This is a genomic window from Nocardia carnea (genome assembly GCF_029868855.1).
In the GTDB taxonomy this organism is placed as follows: Bacteria; Actinomycetota; Actinomycetes; order Mycobacteriales; family Mycobacteriaceae; genus Nocardia; species Nocardia carnea_A.
The window spans coordinates 26,112-42,421 of sequence record NZ_JARWOV010000043.1; the positions used below are offsets into that span (position 1 = coordinate 26,112).

Below are 16,310 nucleotides of genomic sequence, written 5' to 3' on the forward strand. Positions count from 1 at the left end.
TCAGCACCGACCGCTCATTTCTGTTTCGCCGCGGCCTTCATCTGTTTCTTGAAGGCGCGAACCTCGAGCAGGGTCTCCCCGTCGACGATATCGGCCGCCGAGCGCCGCGATCCCGGCTCGGCGTAGTCACCGGCCGCCGCCTCCCATCCGGCCGGCCGGATATCGAGCTGCTTTCCCAGGAGGGCGAGAAAGATCCTGGCCTTCTGGTCGCCGTACCCCGGCAGCGCCTTCAAACGCCGCAGCACCTCTTTGCCGTCCGGGTCTGCGGCCGTCCAGATCGCCGTCACATCGCCGTCGTAGTGTTCGATCACATACCGCGCCAGGTCCTGGATCCGCCGCGCCATGGACCGGCCGTAGCGGTGAATAGCGGGCGGGGTCGCCGCCATCTCCTCGAACTCGGCCTGATCCGCCGCCGCGATCGCGTGGATATCCAGGCCACCCATCCGATCGGCGATCTTCTTCGGACCGCGGAAAGCGTGTTCGAGCGGGTACTGCTGGTCGAGAAGCATCCCGATCAACAGCGCCAGCGAACTCTCCGACAACAGCTGGTCCGCCTCGGGTTCCTGTGCGAGACACAACTTGGCCATGGCCTGCTCTCCTCACTGCGCCTGTTGAGCATGAGCGGCGGTCCTGCGTAGCTACGCTTCGCTACCGCCTCCGGCCTGACTCACTCACGCTCCGGACTACCAGCGATCATCCCACGCCCCCGAGTTAGGCTCACCACATGCCACACACGGCGATACACCCACCCACCACACTGGATGGACACGGACCCATGGACAGTTTCGGGTTACGCCCCGACCGATTCGATGCCGCCGGCCAGGACCAGCTGGTCGATATCCGCGACCTACAGGCGGCGCTCCCCGGACTCGACCGGTTGCGCGCATGGGCGCACCAGGCACTCGCGCTACAGCCGGGTGAGCAGGCCGTCGATATCGGCTCCGGCACCGGCTCCGAGGTGCTCGCTTTCGCGGAGGCGGTCGGTCCCACCGGGGTCGCCGCCGGGGTGGAGCCCGACCCCAATCTGCTGGCCGCCGCCGAAAGGCGGGCCGCCGACGCGCATTCCACGGCGACCTTCCACTCCGGCGACGCCTACGGTGTGCCCTTCGGCCCCGAAACTTTCGACGCCGTACTGTGCGAACGCGTCTTCCAGCACCTCACGGCGCCCGCGCGCGCTGCTCGCGAGATAGCCCGTGTCCTGCGGCCGGGCGGCCGGGCCGTGGTGATGGATGCCGACTGGGGTTCGGCGATCGTGCACCCCGGCGACACCCGGGTGGTGCGCGAGGTCGTCGACACCCTGATATCGGCGACCACCAATCCCTATTCGGGCCGCCGATTGCAGGGACTGCTCACCGGAGCGGGCCTGGAGGTCGAGAGCACCGGGTCGCATGCGCTGGTCCAGGAGCGGTCGGTGGGGGCCGGCGCGCTGGTCAGCAGGGTCTCCGCCATGGCGGTGGCGCGCCGGGTGATCACCGAGTCCGAGCGTGACCGGTTACTCGCCGACTTGGCCGCGGGCGCCGCGAGCGGCGATATCCACCTGTCGGTGACGATGTTCGCCGTGCACGCCCGCAAACCGGCCTGATCCCCTACTTCTGCAGTTTCTCGGTCGCTGCCAGCAGCACGCAGGTCGCCAATCCGTCCATGGCCTGCTCCAGCTCCGGCAGCGCCGGGAAGCTGGGGGCGATCCGGATGTTCTTGTCTTCCGGGTCTTTCTTGTACGGGAAGGCCGACCCGGCGGCGGTCAGCGCGATACCGGCGTTCTTCGCCAGTTCGATGACCCGCGCCGCGGTGCCCTCCAGCACGTCGAGGCTGACGAAGTAACCGCCCTTGGGCTCGGTCCAGGAGGCGACTTTGGACGGGCCGAGGCGTTCCTCGAGGATCCGCAGTACCAGCGCGAACTTCGGTTCCAGGATCGCGCGGTGCTTCTGCATATGGTCCCGCACCCCGGCGGCGTCGCTGAAGAAACGCAGATGACGCAGCTGGTTGATCTTGTCCGGGCCGATGCTCTTTTTCGACGCATGCCCCAGATACCAGTTCAGGTTCTCGGTCGACGCGCCGAAGAAGCTCACCCCTGACCCGGCGAAGGTGATCTTCGATGTGGAGGCGAAAACGAAGGGCCGGTGCGGGTTTCCCGCGGCCGCGGCGAGCCCGAGCACATCCAGCACCGGTGCGGCGGTATCGGTGAGCGGGTGCACGGCGTAGGCGTTGTCCCAGAACAACCGGAAGTCGGGCGCTGCGGCCGGCATCGAAACCAGTTCTCGCACGACCTCTTCGGAGAACACCACACCGGTCGGGTTGGAGTAGTTGGGCACCGCCCACAAACCCTTGATCTGCGGATCGGCGGCCAGCAGTTCGGCGATCATCCGGGTATCGGGTCCGTTCGGCCCCATCGGCACCGTGATCATCTCGAAGCCCAGCGCTTCGGTGATCGCGAAATGGCGGTCGTATCCGGGGCTGGGGCACAGGAACTTCACCACCGGCTCGTCGGCCCACCGGCGCGGCGAATCGGGCAGGCCGTGCAGGGTGGCGTAGACGATGGTGTCGTGCATCAGCTCGAGGCTGGCGTTGTTACCGGCGATCAGGTTGTCGACGCCGATACCGAGCAGTTCGCCGAAGATGGCACGGAGCTCCGGAAGCCCGTGCAGACCACCGTAGTTGCGGCAGTCGGTGCCGGTACCGTCGCGGAAGTCGCCGTCGCCGGGCAGCGACAGCATGGCGGAGGAGAGGGCGAGTTGTTCCGGCGAAGGCTTGCCCCGGGTCAGATCGAGGGTGAGCGCAGCGGCCTGCAGTGTCGCGTAGTTCGCGGACTGGAGTTCGTGCTCGGCGGCGAGTTCCTCGGGACTCATCAAACCGATCTGGGTTTGCCGGGGCATCCTGGACAGCCTTTCCAACGACCTGGTGGGTGAATGCACTTGCGGGCGGCCGGTGGTGCCGGGCGCCCCGGGCCACGTTACCCGGACGTCCACGACGGCTGGGAGGTGTTGGGATTCTCGGTGGATCCTCGTTCCGCCGGGACGCGGTTTCGCGCCGGGGAACACCGCGCTCGCGGGTGGCGGACGGAACGGCACCGAGCGTGAGGCCGTCGATATGCCGGTGGACTGCATCCGGTGCCCGGGGAACCGAGCCGGTCGGGAAACGTCACCGCGGCGGGTTCTCGCCCGGAGGTCCGATGGACACCGGTCCGGATAAGGGGACCCCGCGCACCCGGCAGAGCCCGTTGACCCTTGCTGCCTTCCGGCCCTGGGGGAGTTCACAGGATGCGCGCCGCGCGGGATCCGTGGGCCAGTGTAGCCGCACCCGTGGACACCGTGCAGCCGGGGCCTCACCGCCGGAACGGGAACTCGGACGGCGGGCCCGAGGCCGGCCGTTCGGAACAGAAAAGGCCCCGCCGGTGGACTGCTCCACGGGCGGGGCCGGTTGCGGAGGATGCGGGATTCGAACCCGCGAGGGCTGTTAACCCAACCCGCGTTCCAGGCGAGCGCCATAGGCCACTAGGCGAATCCTCCGCCGAGCAGCATACCTGCCACCCCGGTGCATCGTGAAAACGCCCGCTCATTCCGGCCGGCGCGATCGCTCACCTACCGCGGCAGCCCGGCCGATATATCATGAATAGCCTTACACTGCAACATATCCAATACTTCAGCGCTGCTGAGCACCCAATTGTGACGGCCGTCGCGCCCGACCGCGGCGACGGTGCCATTATGGGCGCCGTGGATCCCCAGGTGATCGAGATCGTTCAGAGTTCCCCGGCCTGGTGGCAGTCGTGGCTGCCGCTGCTCGGTTCGCTCGCGCTCGGTGGTGCGGCTGTGATCGCCGTACTGGTCAACAATCGGACGAACCGGGATGCGATCGCCGCCGCCGACGAGCGGGCCCAGCGGACCCTGTCCGTCGCATCCCAGCACCAGAGCGCCAGCGCTCAGCAGCAGGCCGATACCGCCCGGCTGCAGCTCGACGCCGCCCACCATCAGGTGGAATCCGCCCACGCCGTGGCACTGGTCCAGGCGAGCGAACACTGGCGCCGGGATGCCGTTGCCGGCGCGGTGGCCGATTCGCTGGGCATGTCCAGTCGTATCTGTCAGGCATTGCGCCGCGACGAGGGCTGGACCGACGAACTGATCGGCGATCTGATCCACGACCTGGAAGCCGGCTCGGATCGGGCCAATGTGCTGCGGCTGGTCGGCTCGGACCCGCACTACAAGCAGTGGCGCCGACTGGCCGATACGCTCTCCGACGTACTGCTGTCGGCCCTCACCCTGCAGCGGAAGAAGTTGCAGGACGCACCGCCGGAGGAGATCCGCGCGGCCCGCGATCACAAGACCCAGATGCTCGGCGAGGTACGCGTCGCCGAACGCGATCTCATCATCGCCACCCGCGAAGAACTGGGTATCGACCCGAACTGACGCCGGCATGCGTGCCACTGTCGTGCCAGGATGTCACCTGTTGGCGTTCGGGGACATCCGCCGGCACCGCGGTGCGCGGATTCGCACCACGATGGCGGGGGATTCACTGCCGACCCAGGTCGCCGGAGTGGTTTCACTTCGACTGTCGAGCGGGCCACGAACAGTATCCGACTCCGGACGATCCCCGAGACCGACTCGTCAGCCGCGCAGACGCGGTAGTTCACGCAGCGCATCCCGCAAATGGCCGGCGTAGATATCCGGATCCACGACATCGGGGTCGGCGTGTACCGACAGCGTGACGGTCTCGCCCAGTCCGTGGATTCCGTGGGTGAGATGCATCACCGCGCCGAGCGCGGGGAAACCGCCGGTGAACCGCACCGGCGCACCGCCGAAGGTCAGGTCCGCGGGACCCCGGTTCACGCTGGAGACCACGGTATGCCCGGTGATCTGCTCGGGCGTGCTGTGGATCGGATAGGTGCGGACATCCCGGCGCAGCAGGAGCGGCGGCAGCACGGCATCGACGGCGTCCTGCGCATCGTGTAGCGGATGCCGGGCGCGCTCGCGGCGAGCAGCCAGCTCCGCCGCGATCGCCGCTGCCCGGCGCCGCGGGTCCTGCTCACCGGCGGCGAGGTCCACGCCGAGGCTGCGATAGTTGTTCCGGACACCACGGCGGGTCGGCAGGGCCATCGGCACCTGCGCCCCCAGCCGGGTGACTTCCGCACCGCGGCCCCGCAGATACTGCTCGACCGCGATCGATACCGCCGTCAGCCCCACGACTGTGACGCTGAGCCCGGGAACGCGGAAATCTTCCGCTGGGCACACCAGCATCCGTACCGCATGCCCAGCCACCACGGCGGGCCTGTTCAGCGGCCCCGGCGGATATCCGGGTCCGGGCGGCGGCACCCGGCCGGCCGCGGTGAGTGCCGCGAGCTCGTTTCGTGCCCGCGCGGCGGCCAGACCGCGTCGAACCGTACGAGCGACACCCACGGGCAACAGCACGGCGGCCCGCAACGAAGCGAGACGAACGGCCGAGATCACCCCCGGGCTCGTGCGGTGGCCCATGGGTAATGCACCGGTGTGGGGTACCGGCGCGGGTCCGGCGGCACCCGAGGACGTGAACTCCCGTCCCGAGGACCCAGCCCGGTCGGATTCACCCACCTTCGATACCGGCTCACCAGCACGGGCTACAGACAGACCGGCCTGCGGCGCAAGCTCGGCCCCGGGTGACTCCGGCGCGGGCACGTCCCACGACGTTGGTTCCGTGAACAAGGCGCGGGCGATCCGCGCAGCTCCGCGGCCGTCGACCAGTGCGTGCGATATCTGCAGCACGACCACTGTCGCCTGCGGGTCGGGTACCGGACTGTCCCGGATCCCGCGGAAGATGTGCAACAGCCAGGGAGATTCCCGCGCGTCGACACCGGTGCCGGTCAACCGGCCGAGCGCGGTGAGTAGTTCCGGCCAATGGGGTGCGGGAAGCCGGTGCTGTCGGATCTGCGCAGCTGTGGGCTCGGCGGGAATCCACATCGGATATGCCAGGCCTGTGCGGTCCTCGTGTAATCGCTGCCGCAATTCCGGGACGGCGGCGCACCGCTGGAGTATCTCGTCGCGTAACGCGCTGTCCGCACGGTCGGACTCCGCGAAACAGTAGAGGAGGAATTGGTCGTTGCGGGTACGCCGGGACAGCCAGTACATGGTGGCGTCCGGAGCTGCCAGCGAGATCACCGGCCCGACCCTAGCCGCCACCGCGGCCCCTACCGCGGACAGGCAAAGGCCCCGGGCCAACCGGACCCGGGGCCGTACTGCCTGATATCGGGATAACCTCAGGCGCCGCGGAGATCTCCCGCCGACACGCCGGACAGGAACTCGGCCCATTCACCGGGCGCGAAGGCCAGCACCGGCCCGTTTCCGCGGTCCTTGGTATCGCGGACCGCGACGTTGCCGTCTACGAGAAATGCCACCTCCACGCAGTTCCCGTCCGGGCCACTATATGAGCTTTTCCGCCACACAGCACCCGTCATATCCACCTTCACGGCACTGCACTCCTTCGCTGCGTCGATAACGATATTCGATCCTGCATAGTTCTCGAACTAGCTGGTATCCGGTGGATGACACCGAATACTTCAGATGCACGCGCAGATAGCGAGCAATTTTCCGGTTTGCCGGGTTCGGTCTATGGGACTCGCACTGTCCGCGAACACACCTCACGCGATGGCTCAAACCCCTTGTGAGCGGCCACGCATCCGGAAGACTAGCAGGTTCACGGCTAATTTGCCCACCTCTTGCCAACCGAACCAATAGCCTTGTCAATTCCGCTAAGATGCGCCATTGCCACGCAATTGCCGACTTATAAGGATGACTTTGCTCGAAAATATCCGGAATGGTCCGGACGGAATGGTACGGAAACATCGGAAGTGATTGTTACGTGATCGCTTATTCGTCCTATGTCAATCCCCCTGGCGCACACTCCGCGCGCATGGAGCGCAATGATGGCGGCATGCCCGAACGCGATCGCGACGATCAGGGACGCGCCACCAATGCCCGGCCGCGCGACCGGCTGGGACGCCCGCTACCACCGGGTTCTTCCGGAGTTCCGCGGATCCCCGACGATCTGGACCTCCCACCCGGCGAGGCACTCGCCTACGCGCAGCAACTCCTGGACCAGGGCCTGGCCTTCAACGCCCATGAGGTCCTGGAATCGGTCTGGAAGAACGGCCCGGCGGCCGAGCGCATGCTGTGGCAGGGCCTCGCGCAGTACGCGGTCGGACTGACCCATATCCAGCGCGGCAATCCCAAGGGGGCCCGGACACTGCTGCTCCGCGCGATCGAGCGCATCCGGGCATTCGACCCGGCCACAGCCGGCCATCCCACCGGGACACTCCCCTATGGTCTCGACGGGCCGGGCCTCATCGCCCATGCCGAAGCACTGCTGGCCGAACTGGACCAACAGGTCCAGGCGCGACCGGGCACGCCCCTATCCCTCGCTGAACGCGCCGGGCTCATGCCCCGCCTGACCGGCGACCTACCATGACGGCGATGCCCACCGACCCCGCGCCCAGTACGCCCACCGCCGGCGCCGGCCGGTACGCCCCGAGCCCGTCGGGCGATCTGCACCTCGGCAATCTGCGCACCGCGCTGCTGGCGTGGCTGTTCGCCCGCAGCACCGGCCGCCGCTTCGTACTCCGCGTGGACGACCTGGACCGGGTACGGCCCGGCGCCGAAGAACGTCAGCTCGGGGATCTCGCCGCCCTCGGCATCGACTGGGACGGCCCGGTTCTGCACCAATCGGATCGGCTGGGCCGCTACGACTCGGCCGTCGGCCGGCTCACCGAAGCAGGCCTGACCTACGAATGCTTCTGCACCAGAAGAGAGATCCAGCAGGCCGCCACCGCCCCACACGGCCCGCAGGGCGCCTACCCGGGCACCTGCCGCGATCTCACCCCCGCCGAACGCGACTCGCGGCGCGCCGCCGGACGCCCGGCCGCGCTCCGGCTGCGGGCGGCCCGTCGCGATTTCGAGATCACCGATCGCCTGCACGGCAAGTACCGCGGGCCGGTGGACGATCTCGTGCTCCGCCGCGGCGACGGAATCCCGGCATACAACCTGACCGTCGTGATCGACGATGCCGAACACGGTGTCGATCAGGTGGTACGCGGTGACGATCTGCTGCCCTCGACCCCGCGGCAGGCCTACCTCGCCACCCTGCTGGGCCTGCCCGTCCCCGAATACGCGCACGTACCGCTGGTACTGAACACGGCCGGACGGCGGCTGGCCAAACGTGACGGCGCGGTCACCCTCGCCGATCGCCGCCACCGCGGCGACTCCGTGCGCGATGTGGTCGCACTGTTGGCTGCCTCACTGGGATTGTCCGGCGGCAGCGCGGAGGAACTGCTCACCGGATTCGATCCCGGCCGACTGCCCCGGACCCCGTGGATACTGGACCCCGACAGCTTGGTGTGTGCGGCCGGGGGTCCGTAATCTGGCCTGCGACCGGGTCTTTACGATTTTCGAGTTCAGGCAGGCGAGATGACCAGTGGCGGGTACGACCCCAGCAACCACCCCCAGGCCGGGCAACCGTACGGGCAGCCGCCGCAGTACGGCGCTCCCGGACCGTATGCGCCGCCGCCCGGCCCGCCCGGGCAGCAGCCGCCACCGCCGCAGCCCTACGGGCAGCAACCGCCACCGCCACCGCAGAACGAGCGGCCCCTGTATCAGCAGACCGTGCATCCGCAGCCGCAGTACGGCGGCCACCTGTACGGCCAGTTCGATCCCGCCTTCGGTGTGCCCGGCAAGGTATGGCCTCGATTCACCGCCCGGTTGATCGACAACCTCATCGTCGGATTGCCGCTGGCGATCCTGCTGAATTTCGTGGTCATGCCGAATATGAGTGGTCTGTCCGGTATGTCGGTCAGCTACGCGATCGTCTTCGCCGCCGTCCTGCTGTACTTCGTGCTGATGGAGAGCCGGACCGGCGCGACCTTGGGCAAGAAGATCATCGGACTCAAGGTCGTAGCGCCCAACGGCGCACCCACCGTCCCACCGTTGGCCTCCCTGAAACGCAATGTGTACCTGGCCGTATCGATCATCCCGTGCCTGGGCTGGGTGGCCGGGCTCGCGCTGATGATCTACATGGCCGCAACCATGGACAAGGACCCCAACAAACAGGGCTGGCACGACAAACTCGCCGGCGGAACCCAGGTCCTGGAGGCCTGAGCGGAACGGCTACGCGGACGCGGCGAAAATCAACACGACGTACAGCACCCACAGCACGATCCAGGCAACTCCGACCCAGATCCCGGCCAGCGCCATACCGCGACCCTGCTGACCGTTTTCGCGGATCTGGCCGAGCGCGATCACGCCCATGATGATCCCGGCGATGGCCCCGATCCCGCAGCCGATACCCACCAGCGAGGCGATCAGTGAGGCGATCGCCAGCCCGTTGGTGCCGTTGGCCGCCGGATAGCCGTAGGGCTGATAGCCCATCGGATATCCCGGCCCGGGAGGCGGGCCGGGATACGACGGATTGGCAGGATACGACGGATTCGCGGGCATCGCCGGGTACGGCTGCTGCGGGCCCGGTGTGGGCGGCACTCCGTACGTCGGGGTCGCGGGCGGCGGCGTGGGAGCGGGCGCCGGGGACGAGGGGTACGACGGGTAACTGGACGGTTCGCCCGCGGACGGCTGTGCGTTCGCAGGATCCGACGATACGCCCGACCCCCCGTACTGCTTCCACCATTCGTCGGAGTTGCCGGGGTTCGTCATGCCTACACCCTATTCGAGAGTTTGATTGGATAGCCGGGTGGAAGACTCCAACAAATCCCCGTTACCCGGCAAGTCTGGACACCCCGCGCCCGATCACGTGGCATTCGCCCAGGTGGCGCGGGGGTATTACACGCCTATCGTCGTGTTGTTCACGGCAACACTGCTCATCTCCAATATCTGCGCGACAAAGGGCGTGCAGTTCTTCTCCGGTAGTTCGCTGAATCTGGGCCCGCTGGAGGTCCTGCCCATCACCACCGACGCCGCCTTCTTCCTGTTCCCCCTGGCCTACGTTCTCGGTGATGTACTGAGCGAGGTCTACGGATTCCGGGCCACCCGGCACGCCGTGTTCTACGGTTTCACCGCCCTGCTGGTCATGGTGGTGTGCTTCGCCATCGCGATCCAGTTGCCGCCGGCGGTGTTCTACGAGAACCAGGAGGCGTTCCGCAGCGTTATCGGCACCACCCCGCAACTGGTGGCGGCCGGGCTCGCAGGCTATGTCGTGGGCCAGCTGCTCAACTCCGCGACCCTGGTGCTGATCAAGGAACGAACCCGCGAAAAGTATCTGTGGGCCCGCCTGATCGGTTCGACGGTGGTGGGTGAACTGGCCGACACCCTGATCTTCTGCTCCATCGCGGCCACCGCGATCGGAATCGACAGCTGGAGTCAGTTCGTCAACTACGTGATCATCGGTTTCCTGTGGAAAACGCTGGTCGAAGTGCTGATGCTCCCGGTGACCTACCAGGTCATCGGCCTGCTCAAAAAGCACGAACCCACCTACGCCCCCCGCGAAACCTCCCCACTGCGTTCCTGACCAGCCCCGTTGTCCCCGGACACCGCACCGGGGACAACGGATATCGCTCCGCACGGGCGTGTCCCTTTCCTCCACACGGTTCACCCCACCGGGCGGGGCCCGCCCCTGGTCTGGACTGACGGAGCGGGGGAGCGAAGCGGAGGAGCGGAGGAGGGAAGACCAGGGGTTAATAGGGCCCCACCCTCGAGACGCGGAGCGCCTCCAAAATTACAGCCCCGCCCTTCGCGGATGCTCTACCTCGAGAGACGGAAGGTCTACCCCGACAGCAGCGTCGACCGGAGATCCGACGCCTGCGTCCGGAGGCAACGGAATCAGGCGCAGATCAAGGCGCGGTGATCCGCCCTCGCCAGCGCCCCATCGTCTCCGCCCGGAACTCGTCGAAATACCCACCGTCGATACTCTCCCGGATCCGATCGACCAGCCGAATGGTGAACCGCTCGTTGTGGATGGTGCACAGCGTCGAGGCCAGCATCTCCTTGGCCTTGAACAGGTGGTGGATATAGGCGCGGGTGTAGTGCGCGCAGGTGTAGCAGTCACAGGTTTCGTCGATCGGCGTGAAATCCCTTTTGAACCGCAAGGTATCGATATTGAACCGGCCGACGTCCACGTAGATCCCGCCGTTGCGTCCCACCCGGGAGGGATTCACACAGTCGAAGGTGTCCGCACCCGCCTCGATCGCGGCGAACATATCCTCCGGTTCGCTGATCCCGAGCATATGGCGAGGTTTGTCCTCGGGCAGCTCATCGCAGCACCAGCCGACGATGGTGCCGAGATTGTGTTTCTCCAGCGCGCCGCCGATACCGTAACCGTCGAATTCGGTACCTCCAGCGCCACGGATCTCGGCGAGGTCCCGGGAAGCCTTACGCCGCAGGTCCTCGTATTGCGCGCCCTGCACCACCGCGAACAGCGCCTGATACGGCCGGTGTGTGCGGGCTGCGGTGAGTCGTTCGTGCTCGTCGATACAGCGCTGCGCCCACCGGTGGGTGCGCTGTACCGATTTCTCCTGGTAGCCGCGGGTGTTCATCAGAGTGGTGAGTTCGTCGAAGGCGAACATGATGTCAGCGCCCAGCTGATGCTGGATCCCCATGGAAACCTCTGGCGTGAACCGGTGTTTCGACCCGTTCAGATGCGACCGGAAGGTGACACCCTCATCGTCCACGGTGGCCAGTCGTTCCTTGCCCTTGGCGATCACGTCGTCGTTCTGTATATCGACGGTTTCCATCGCCAGCACCTTCTTGAACCCGACGCCCAGCGACATCACCTGGAAACCGCCGCTGTCGGTGAAGGTGGGCCCCGGCCAGTTCATGAACTTCGCCAGCCCACCGGCCTCGTCGACGATATCCGGGCCGGGCTGCAGATACAGGTGATAGGCATTGGCCAGCAGGGCCTGCGCCCCCAGGTCGCCCATCGCCTCGGGCAGCACGGCCTTCACCGTCGCCTTGGTCCCCACCGGGACGAAGGCGGGCGTGGCGACGGCACCGTGCGGGGTCTGGACCACCCCCGTCCGGCCGTGCCGGCCATCGAGGCGGGTACCGATATTGAACGAGAAGCCGGCGCTGTCGGACACGCCGCTATCCTCGCAGGCAGTGTTCACCGGGCCTGACCGAGGGCCCTCCGTGGTTACGCTTCGCTACCGCCTCCGGGCCTGACTCGCTCAGGCCCGGGATCAAGCTTCGACCGCGGCCGCCGCGAACTGCGAGTTGTAGAGGCGGTAGTACGCTGCCTGCCGCGCCAGCAGCTCCTCGTGGGTGCCCTGTTCGACGATATGGCCGTCCTCCATCACCACGATCAGATCGGCGTCGCGAATGGTGGAGAGCCGGTGGGCGATGACGAAGCTGGTGCGGTCGCGGCGCAGTTCGGCCGTGGCCTGCTGCACCAGTAGCTCGGTGCGGGTGTCCACGGAGCTGGTGGCCTCGTCCAGCACCAGGATGGTGGGTTTGGCGAGGAACGCACGCGCGATGGTGATCAGCTGTTTCTCGCCCGCGCTGACCCCGGTACCTTCTTCGTCGATCACGGTGTCGTACCCGGCGGGCAGGGAGTGTACGAAGCGGTCCACGTAGGCGGCGCGGGCGGCGTCGAGGATATCGGCCTCGCTCGCCTCCGGGTCGCCGTAGGCGATGTTCTCTTTGATGGTGCCCTTGAACAGCCACGTGTCCTGCAGCACCATGCCGATACGGGAGCGCAGTCTGTCGCGGCCGATATCGGTGATATCGACCCCGTCGATGCTGATCGTGCCGGAATCCAGTTCGTAGAACCGCAGCAGCAGATTGACCAGCGTGGTCTTCCCGGCGCCTGTGGGCCCGACGATGGCCACCACATGCCCTGGCTCGGCCACCAGCGAAAGGTCGTCGATCACCGGGGTCTGCGGTTCGTACCGGAAGGAGACGTCGTCGAATTCCACCCGCCCGCGCTCGGGTGGTGCCGCGGGTTCCCGCACGGGGTCCGGGCTCTGTTCCTCGGCGTCCAGGATTTCGAAGATCCGCTCTGCGGAGGCCACGCCCGACTGCAGCAGATTCGCCATGGCACCGATCTGGGTGAGCGGCTGGCTGAACTGGCGCGAGTACTGGATGAATGCCTGCACTTCGCCCAGCGACAGCTGGCCGGAGGCGACCCGCAGGCCGCCGATCAAGGCGACCAGCACGTAGTTCAGGTTCCCCAGGAACATCGACGACGGCATGATCAGCCCGGAGATGAACTGTGCCTTGAAGCTGGACTGGTACAAATGCTCGTTGCGCTCGTCGAACGCGGCACCGACCTGCTTGCTGCGGCCGAAGGCGGTGACGATCTCGTGCCCGGTGTAGGCCTCTTCCACCTGGGCGTTCACCAGTCCGGTGTACTTCCACTGATCCACGAAATGCGGTTTGGACCGTTTCGCGATCTGCGCTGTCACGATGATCACCGCGGGCACTGTCAGCAGGGCGATCAGCGCGAGCAGCCAGGAGATCCAGAACATCATCCCGAGAATGCCGAGCACGGTGAGCAGCGAGATCAACAGCTGGCTCATCGTCTGCTGCAGGCTCTGCGAGATATTGTCCACATCGTTGGTGACCCGGCTGAGCACATCGCCGCGTGGTGCGGAATCGAAATAGCTCAGCGGCAGCCGGTGGATCTTGTCCTCCACATCGGCGCGCAGCCGTTTGATGGTGCGGTTGATCAGGTCGTTGAGCAGGTAGGCCTGCAACCAGCCGAACAACGCGGCGCCCAGATACAACACCAGGACCAGGGTCAGCACCCGGCCGACGGCGCCGAAGTCGATCCCGGCACCCGGTACAACCGCCATTCCCGACAGCATGTCGGCGAAGGTGTCCTGGCCCTGTGCGCGCAGCCCGGCGATGGCCTCTTCCTTGCTCACCCCCGCGGGCAGCTGCCGGCCGACGACACCGTCGAAGATCAGATTGGTGGCCTTGCCCAGCAGATACGGGCCCGCGATATTGAGCACCACCGAGACGACACCGAGGGCGACGATGATCGCCACCAGCATTCGTTCCGGTGCGAGCCGGCCCACCAGCCGCTTCAGCGAGGGTTTGAACGATTTCGGTTTCGCATCGGGGGCGCCCGGCGTACCCGGTCTCATCGTGCTTCCTCCACACTCAGCTGGGATTCCACGATCTCCCGGTACTCGGCGCAGTCGCGGACCAGCTCGTCATGGGTGCCGAGGCCGACCATGGCCCCGTCCTCGAGCACTACGATCTGGTCGGCGTCGCGGATGGTGGCGATCCGCTGGGCCACGATGATCACCGCGGCGTCCGCCGTCTCCGGCCGCAGAGCCGCCCGCAGCCGCGCGTCGGTGGCGACGTCGAGCGCGGAGAACGAATCGTCGAACAAATACACCCGCGGAGTGCGCACCAGTGCGCGGGCGATGGCCAGCCGCTGCCGCTGCCCGCCCGAGACGGTGGTGCCGCCCTGCGCGACCGGTGTTTCCAGTCCCTGCGGCATGGCCCGCACGAAGTCGGCGGCCTGAGCGATCTCCAGGCAGCGCCACAGCTCCTCGTCGGTCGCGTCCGGATCGCCGTAGCGCAAATTGCTCGCCACGGTGCCGGAAAACAGATAGCCCTTCTGCGGTACCAGGGCGATCCGGGACCGCAATTCGTTCAGGTCGAGGTCGCGGATATCGGTGCCGCCGAGCAGGACAGCGCCCTCGGTGGCGTCCATGAGCCGCGGGATCAAGTTCAGCAGAGTGGTCTTTCCCGCACCTGTCGATCCGACGATCGCGGTGGTCTGCCCGGGCTCCACCCGGAAGTCGATACCGCGCAGCACCGGCTGTTCGGCGCCCGGGTAACTGAATCCGGCGTCGCGGATCTGCACCTGGGCCGGGTCGCCCTGGAACGGTCGCGGCTGCTCGGGTGAGCGCACCGACGATTCGGTGCCCAGCACCTCGGAGATGCGATCCGCCGAGACCGCGGCGCGCGGCGCCATCATGGCCAGGAACGAGGCCATCATGACCGCCATCAGGATCTGCATGATGTAGGACAGCAGGGCGGTCAGCGATCCGATCTGCATCTCGCCGGCGTCGATCGCCTTTCCGCCGAACCAGATCACGGCGACCGAGGTGATATTGCTGATCAGCATGACGGCCGGGAACATCAGCGCCATCAACCGGCCGACCCGCACCGAGATATCGGTGAGTTCGGTATTGGCGACCTCGAACCGCCACACTTCGAGCCGTTCCCGGACGAACGCGCGCACCACCCGGATACCGGTGATCTGCTCGCGCAGCACCCGGTTGACCTCGTCGAGCCGAGTCTGCATCAGGCGGAAGGCAGGCACCATCCGGGCGATGATGAGCCCCATGCTCAGCGCCAGCGCCGGCACCGCGATCAACAGCAGCCAGGACAGGCCGAGATCCTCGCGCAATGCCATCACGATGCCGCCGACGCACATGATCGGGGCCATCACCGCCACGGTCGAGGCCATGACCACGAGCAACTGCACCTGCTGCACATCGTTGGTGTTACGGGTGATCAGCGACGGCGCACCGAACATCCCCACCTCTCGGGCCGAGAAGGTGTTCACCTGGTGCAGCAGCGCGGCGCGCAGATCGCGACCGGCGCCCATCGCGGCCTGCGCGGCGAGCAGCACCGAAGAGGCGGATGCGATGATCTGTACCCCCGATACGGCCAGCATCCGCAGGCCCGCGGTCCAGATATAGCCGATATCGCCCTTGGTGATGCCCTCGTCGATCAGGTCGGCGTTCAGGCTGGGCAGGTACAGCATGGCGATCACCGAGATCAGCTGCAGTACCACGATCCCGGCCAGCTGTTTCCGGTACGGGACGAGGAAGTCGCGGAGCAGTCTGATCAGCATGATGACCGAACGCTACCGTCTGATTTCGCGGATCGCCCGGCAATTTCCGGCGGGTCCGGTGGGGCCGGATCAGCGGGTTCCCGGCGGGCCCAGGCGCCGGGGTCGGCGGTGAGCGCCGCCACGAAATCCGGTAGCGCGCCGCCTGCGATATCGGCCAGCGTCACGTTCTCCAGGACGGCCCGGATATTCACCCGTAACGCGATCCACACCTGTTGGAGCGGTTCGGCGGCAGCCGGGTACCGCACCTCCTCGGGACGCAGCCCGCGCACCGACGCGAGCGGTCCTTCGATCGCCCGGATGACATCGGCGATCGAGATATCGCGCGCCGGTCGGGCCAGCCGATAGCCGCCGTCGGGGCCGCGCCGGCTGGTCACCAATCCGGCGCGGCGTAGCTCGGCCAGAACGCTCTCCAGCACTTTGGGCGCGATCTGCTGGGCGGCTGCGATGGCCTCCGCCTTCACGGCGGAGGCCTGATCGGCTGCCGTGATCTCGAGCAGTGTGCGCACGGCATGATCCACCTTCGCGGTGATGTGCAC

The 16,310-nt window shown here is 67.0% G+C and carries 15 protein-coding genes, 1 tRNA gene and 1 other RNA gene; 6 read left to right on the plus strand and 11 right to left on the minus strand.

What is annotated here, in order from left to right:
• Nucleotides 1–14: 14 nt before the first annotated feature.
• Nucleotides 15–587, minus strand: coding sequence for an HhH-GPD-type base excision DNA repair protein (locus QH195_RS03590; protein WP_280425019.1), 573 nt, complete (start codon nucleotides 585–587; stop codon nucleotides 15–17).
• 188 nt (nucleotides 588–775) lie between these two features.
• Here QH195_RS03590 and QH195_RS03595 point away from each other — a divergent pair, with 188 nt between their 5' ends.
• Nucleotides 776–1,582 (plus strand): methyltransferase domain-containing protein, encoded by an 807-nt coding sequence (locus QH195_RS03595; RefSeq protein ID WP_280425029.1) that lies wholly within the window; start codon nucleotides 776–778, stop codon nucleotides 1,580–1,582.
• 4 nt (nucleotides 1,583–1,586) lie between these two features.
• On the opposite strand, the gene QH195_RS03600 is transcribed toward QH195_RS03595, so the two are convergent.
• The 3 genes from QH195_RS03600 to QH195_RS03610 all read right to left on the minus strand — a co-directional run bounded on the left by QH195_RS03600 (nucleotide 1,587) and on the right by QH195_RS03610 (nucleotide 3,506).
• Nucleotides 1,587–2,873: an aminotransferase class I/II-fold pyridoxal phosphate-dependent enzyme gene (locus QH195_RS03600; RefSeq protein WP_280425020.1), complete on the minus strand. Its 1,287-nt coding sequence runs from the start codon at nucleotides 2,871–2,873 to the stop codon at nucleotides 1,587–1,589.
• Nucleotides 2,874–3,185: 312 nt separating this feature from the next.
• Nucleotides 3,186–3,280: signal recognition particle sRNA small type (gene ffs / locus QH195_RS03605), an RNA gene on the minus strand.
• Between the two features lie 140 nt (nucleotides 3,281–3,420).
• Nucleotides 3,421–3,506 (minus strand) — tRNA-Ser (locus QH195_RS03610).
• 204 nt (nucleotides 3,507–3,710) lie between these two features.
• Between QH195_RS03610 and QH195_RS03615 the strand changes: the two genes are divergently transcribed.
• Nucleotides 3,711–4,400, plus strand: a complete 690-nt coding sequence (locus QH195_RS03615; RefSeq protein ID WP_280425021.1) for a hypothetical protein — start codon at nucleotides 3,711–3,713, stop codon at nucleotides 4,398–4,400.
• A 198-nt stretch (nucleotides 4,401–4,598) separates the two neighbouring features.
• Here QH195_RS03615 and QH195_RS03620 read toward each other — a convergent pair whose 3' ends face one another.
• Nucleotides 4,599–6,122, minus strand: a complete 1,524-nt coding sequence (locus QH195_RS03620) for a wax ester/triacylglycerol synthase domain-containing protein (RefSeq protein ID WP_280434304.1) — start codon at nucleotides 6,120–6,122, stop codon at nucleotides 4,599–4,601.
• A gap of 98 nt (nucleotides 6,123–6,220) precedes the next feature.
• A complete protein-coding gene (locus QH195_RS03625) occupies nucleotides 6,221–6,418 on the minus strand; it encodes a DUF397 domain-containing protein (protein ID WP_280425023.1) in 198 nt (65 codons plus the stop codon).
• Nucleotides 6,419–6,894: 476 nt separating this feature from the next.
• Between QH195_RS03625 and QH195_RS03630 the strand changes: the two genes are divergently transcribed.
• From QH195_RS03630 to QH195_RS03640, 3 genes are read left to right on the plus strand one after another with little or no spacing between them, the layout of a single operon-like run.
• A complete protein-coding gene (locus tag QH195_RS03630) occupies nucleotides 6,895–7,428 on the plus strand; it encodes a DUF309 domain-containing protein (RefSeq protein WP_280434325.1) in 534 nt (177 codons plus the stop codon).
• Nucleotides 7,425–8,375 (plus strand): tRNA glutamyl-Q(34) synthetase GluQRS, encoded by a 951-nt coding sequence (gluQRS, locus tag QH195_RS03635; protein WP_280434305.1) that lies wholly within the window; start codon nucleotides 7,425–7,427, stop codon nucleotides 8,373–8,375. The genes QH195_RS03630 and gluQRS overlap by 4 nt, the downstream gene beginning before the upstream one ends.
• Before the next feature lie 48 nt (nucleotides 8,376–8,423).
• Nucleotides 8,424–9,110, plus strand: a complete 687-nt coding sequence (locus QH195_RS03640; RefSeq protein ID WP_280434306.1) for an RDD family protein — start codon at nucleotides 8,424–8,426, stop codon at nucleotides 9,108–9,110.
• A 9-nt stretch (nucleotides 9,111–9,119) separates the two neighbouring features.
• Here QH195_RS03640 and QH195_RS03645 read toward each other — a convergent pair whose 3' ends face one another.
• Nucleotides 9,120–9,659, minus strand: a complete 540-nt coding sequence (locus tag QH195_RS03645) for a DUF4190 domain-containing protein (RefSeq protein ID WP_280420111.1) — start codon at nucleotides 9,657–9,659, stop codon at nucleotides 9,120–9,122.
• A gap of 37 nt (nucleotides 9,660–9,696) precedes the next feature.
• Between QH195_RS03645 and QH195_RS03650 the strand changes: the two genes are divergently transcribed.
• Complete coding sequence (locus QH195_RS03650; protein WP_280420112.1) at nucleotides 9,697–10,470, plus strand: queuosine precursor transporter; 774 nt, start codon at nucleotides 9,697–9,699, stop codon at nucleotides 10,468–10,470.
• Nucleotides 10,471–10,792: 322 nt separating this feature from the next.
• Here the strand turns inward: QH195_RS03650 and tgt are convergent, their stop codons facing one another.
• The 4 genes from tgt to QH195_RS03670 all read right to left on the minus strand — a co-directional run bounded on the left by tgt (nucleotide 10,793) and on the right by QH195_RS03670 (nucleotide 16,310).
• Nucleotides 10,793–12,037 (minus strand): tRNA guanosine(34) transglycosylase Tgt, encoded by a 1,245-nt coding sequence (gene tgt / locus QH195_RS03655; RefSeq protein ID WP_280434307.1) that lies wholly within the window; start codon nucleotides 12,035–12,037, stop codon nucleotides 10,793–10,795.
• Nucleotides 12,038–12,136: 99 nt separating this feature from the next.
• On the minus strand, nucleotides 12,137–14,044 hold the full coding sequence (locus QH195_RS03660; protein ID WP_280425290.1) for an ABC transporter ATP-binding protein: 1,908 nt from the start codon (nucleotides 14,042–14,044) through the stop codon (nucleotides 12,137–12,139).
• Complete coding sequence (locus QH195_RS03665) at nucleotides 14,041–15,774, minus strand: ABC transporter ATP-binding protein (protein ID WP_280425289.1); 1,734 nt, start codon at nucleotides 15,772–15,774, stop codon at nucleotides 14,041–14,043. The genes QH195_RS03660 and QH195_RS03665 overlap by 4 nt, the downstream gene beginning before the upstream one ends.
• Entirely contained in the window at nucleotides 15,768–16,310 is a 543-nt protein-coding gene (locus tag QH195_RS03670; protein WP_280434308.1) for an RrF2 family transcriptional regulator, read from the minus strand. The genes QH195_RS03665 and QH195_RS03670 overlap by 7 nt, the downstream gene beginning before the upstream one ends.

Coding starts and splice junctions, on each gene's coding strand:
- QH195_RS03665 (WP_280425289.1), bottom strand. CDS start 15,774: ATGCTGATCAGACTGCTCCGCGACTTCCTCGTCCCGTACCGGAAACAG.
- QH195_RS03630 (WP_280434325.1), top strand. CDS start 6,895: ATGCCCGAACGCGATCGCGACGATCAGGGACGCGCCACCAATGCCCGG.
- QH195_RS03645 (WP_280420111.1), bottom strand. CDS start 9,659: ATGACGAACCCCGGCAACTCCGACGAATGGTGGAAGCAGTACGGGGGG.
- QH195_RS03660 (WP_280425290.1), bottom strand. CDS start 14,044: ATGAGACCGGGTACGCCGGGCGCCCCCGATGCGAAACCGAAATCGTTC.
- QH195_RS03595 (WP_280425029.1), top strand. CDS start 776: ATGGACAGTTTCGGGTTACGCCCCGACCGATTCGATGCCGCCGGCCAG.
- QH195_RS03640 (WP_280434306.1), top strand. CDS start 8,424: ATGACCAGTGGCGGGTACGACCCCAGCAACCACCCCCAGGCCGGGCAA.
- QH195_RS03590 (WP_280425019.1), bottom strand. CDS start 587: ATGGCCAAGTTGTGTCTCGCACAGGAACCCGAGGCGGACCAGCTGTTG.
- QH195_RS03600 (WP_280425020.1), bottom strand. CDS start 2,873: ATGCCCCGGCAAACCCAGATCGGTTTGATGAGTCCCGAGGAACTCGCC.
- gluQRS (WP_280434305.1), top strand. CDS start 7,425: ATGACGGCGATGCCCACCGACCCCGCGCCCAGTACGCCCACCGCCGGC.
- QH195_RS03625 (WP_280425023.1), bottom strand. CDS start 6,418: ATGACGGGTGCTGTGTGGCGGAAAAGCTCATATAGTGGCCCGGACGGG.